The sequence below is a fragment of the Ornithinibacter sp. genome, from assembly GCF_035443565.1.
Lineage (GTDB): Bacteria > Actinomycetota > Actinomycetes > Actinomycetales > Dermatophilaceae > Fodinibacter.
The window spans coordinates 1-3,110 of record NZ_DAORSO010000035.1; the positions used below are offsets into that span (position 1 = coordinate 1).

4 protein-coding genes are annotated in these 3,110 nt (G+C 69.5%); 1 reads left to right on the forward strand and 3 read right to left on the reverse strand.

Annotated features, from left to right (window positions below):
- The first annotated feature begins 260 nt into the window (after positions 1–260).
- Positions 261–407 (forward strand): hypothetical protein, encoded by a 147-nt coding sequence (locus tag PLL68_RS06005; RefSeq protein WP_324532590.1) that lies wholly within the window; start codon positions 261–263, stop codon positions 405–407.
- A gap of 255 nt (positions 408–662) precedes the next feature.
- Here PLL68_RS06005 and PLL68_RS06010 read toward each other — a convergent pair whose 3' ends face one another.
- The 3 genes from PLL68_RS06010 to PLL68_RS06020 form a co-directional block, all read right to left on the reverse strand.
- Entirely contained in the window at positions 663–1,577 is a 915-nt protein-coding gene (locus tag PLL68_RS06010; protein WP_324532592.1) for an ABC transporter substrate-binding protein, read from the reverse strand.
- A gap of 67 nt (positions 1,578–1,644) precedes the next feature.
- Positions 1,645–2,478 (reverse strand): ABC transporter permease, encoded by an 834-nt coding sequence (locus PLL68_RS06015; RefSeq protein WP_324532594.1) that lies wholly within the window; start codon positions 2,476–2,478, stop codon positions 1,645–1,647.
- The coding region (locus PLL68_RS06020; RefSeq protein WP_324532596.1) for an ABC transporter permease at positions 2,475–3,110 on the reverse strand (636 nt) is incomplete at its 5' end. The genes PLL68_RS06015 and PLL68_RS06020, both read right to left, overlap by 4 nt.

Genomic DNA, 3,110 nt, shown 5'->3' on the forward strand with positions numbered 1-3,110 from the left:
CCGACCCCTGGGACGAACCCGCCGCACCCGCCACACCAATTGCGTCCGGCGATGTGGCTGCCCCAGCAACCAAGGTGCCGGACACAAGTGAACCCGACCCGTGGGATGAGCCTGCCGCACCCGCCACACCAATTGCGTCCGGCGATGTGGCTGCCCCAGCAACCAAGGTGCCGGACACAAGTGAACCCGACCCGTGGGATGAGCCTGCCGCACCCGCCGCACCAGTTGCGTCCGGCGAAGTGGCCGCCCCAGCAACCACCATGCCGGACGCAAGTGAGCCCGACCCCTGGGACGAGCCCGCAGCAGCTCCGGAGGCCAGCCCTGACACGCCGCCCCCGGCCGCTCCCTCTGCCACGCAGGTCAAGGGCGACCCGGCGCTGCTCGACGAACCCGACCCCTGGGACTGACCGAGCTCACGCCACACGGAACAACCCCGCCATCCCAGTGATGGCGGGGTTGTTTCGTCGTGACGGTGAAATACGTCCGTGAGGTTGAGGTTGCTCCGTCGTCACTGGGATGCGGGGCCATGCCAGCGATGACGGAGTTGATGCTTCGATGCAGTGGCTGACCACACCACGCAGCACAACGCGGAAGTCCGGGAGGCACGCGGCTCAACTGGCTGCGTTCCCCCCGGACTTCCGCGTTCGTGCCTGACCTCTGCGTCAGCCGAGGCCGTTGGTCTTGAGGAACTCCTCGGCCACGGTCTTGGGGTCGGCCTTGTCGATGTCGGTCTGCTTGAGCATCCCGGCGATCGACTCGGTGGTCAGCTTGGCCGAAACGGCGTTGAGCGTGTCCTTGACCTCCTCGGCGCGGTCGGCCCGCACGAGCGGCACGATGTTCTGCGAGCCGAAGAGACGCTTGGTGTCCTCAAGGGCCACGAACCCGTTGGCGGCGATCGCCGGGTCGGTCGAGAAGATGTTCGCCGCCCCGACCTGCCCGTTCTTCAGCGCCTGGACGATGCCCTGACCGGTCAGCGGACGGAACGACCCGAACACCACGCCGTAGGTCTTCTCCAGACCGGGGATGCCCTGCGGGCGCTCCTTGAACTCCGGCGGGGCCGCCAGCGCGAGGTCACCCGCCACGGCCTTGAGGTCCTCGATGGTCTTGAGGTTCTTGGACGATGCCGTCTCCGCGGTGACGACGATCGAGTCGTTGTCCTCCGCGGCCGACTTGTCGAGCACGGTGAGCGTGTCGGGCAGCACCTTCTGCACGTGCGCGAAGACCTCGTCGGCGTCGGTGCCCGTGAAGGTCTTGTCGTAGTAGAGCGCGAGCGCCCCGGTGTACTCCGGGAACACCTGCACCGAGTTGTCCTCGAGCGCGCGCAGGTAGATCTCACGCGAGCCGATGTTGAGCTTGGTGGAGGCGTCGACGCCCTTGGCGCGCAGTGCCCCGGCGTAGATCTCGGCGAGCAGGGTCGACTCGGAGAAGTTCGCTCCTCCGACGACGATCGGCTCCCCGCCGCCGCCGGTCGCTGCAGCGGTGGTCTCGGCGGTCAGCGGGTCACTGCCACCTCCGCAGGCGGTCAGACCCAGGATCGAGGCTGCCACGAGGGCAATCGCTGAGGTCGTGCGCTTCATGGGTGGTTCCCTTCGTCGTGGCGCCCAGGTCGGATGCCGTGGCGCGTCTCTTCAGATCGGCGTCTGTTCAGAGCGGCGCGCGGGTTTCCCCCACGAACCTTTCGCCCTCAACCATCTCGTCTGCTGAATCCTTCCCCGACCCACTGACACCACCTCGCCGGCCGCCCCCGGCGAGACCCGCAGGACCACCCCGACTGCCACCGCGGCCCTGACGACCTGAACGGGCGCCAGCCGTCAACCCCGGCGACACGACGCGCCGCTGCACCAGTGCCAGCACCCCGTCGAGCACCACGGCCAGCACCGCGACGAGCAGGGCACCACCGGCGGCGCGGGGGTAGTCGCCCAGGGCGATGCCGTCGATGAGGTAGCGCCCCAACCCGCCGAGCCCGACCAGGGCAGCGATCGTCGCGGTGGCGACCACCTGCAACACCGCCGAGCGAATTCCGGACAACAGCAACGGCATCCCATTCGGCACTTCGACCGAGCGCACGACCTGCCAGCCGGTCATGCCGACGCCGCGAGCGGCATCCCGAACTGCCGGCGACACGGCCTCGATGCCGGCGTAGGTGCCCGCGAGGATCGGCGGGATCGCGAGGATGACGAGCACGACGATGCTCGGCACGAGAAACGCCAACTCCCCCGAGATCCGCGGACCGAGCAGCAGCGACACGGCGAACAGCAAGCCCAGCGTCGGCACCGCCCGCACCGAGTTCGTCAGCGACACCAGCCACCGGGCACGACCGGTGTGCCCGACCCACAACCCCAACGGGATCGCGACGACGGCGGCCAGCACCACCGTGAGCAGCGTGTACCCCAGGTGCTCGAGAAGCCGAGTGGGGATGCCGTCCTCACCCGACCACGAGGCGGGGTCGGTCAACCACGAGATGAGCGAGGGGATCACGGCCGCCCCCCTTGGGCCCGCACCCAGGGCGTCAGCGCACGCGTGCCAGCCTGGATGACGACGTCGAGCAGCAGCGCCAGCAGCACGCACGCGAGGATGCCGGTGAGCAGCTCGCCCCAGATGACCCGGTTGTAGCCGTCGACGAGCAGGTCACCGAGCTGCGAGACCCCGACGACCGACGCGACGCTGACGATGCTGACGTTGGAGACGGCAGCCACCCGCAGCCCGGCAGCGATGACCGGCACGGCCAGCGGCAGCTCGACGCCGAACAGCCGCCGCAGCCCCCGATAGCCCATGGCCGTCGCGGCCTGCTCGACGTGGTCGGGCACGGCCCGGAGCCCGTCGGCGACGGTGCGCACGAGCAGGGCCACGGTGTAGATGGTCATCGCGACGAGCACGTTGACCGGGTCGAGGATCTTCGTGCCGAGCAGCAGCGGCATCATGACGAACAGCGCCAGCGACGGGATCGTGTAGAGCAGCCCGGTGCCGGTGATGATCGCGGGGTACGCCCCCGCCCACCGCTTGGCCGCCCACCCCAGCGGCAGCGCGAGCACGAGCCCGATGACCAGCGGCACCCCGGCGAGGTACAGGTGCGAGACCGCGAGGTCGAGCACCGTGCGCCAGTTGTCGCC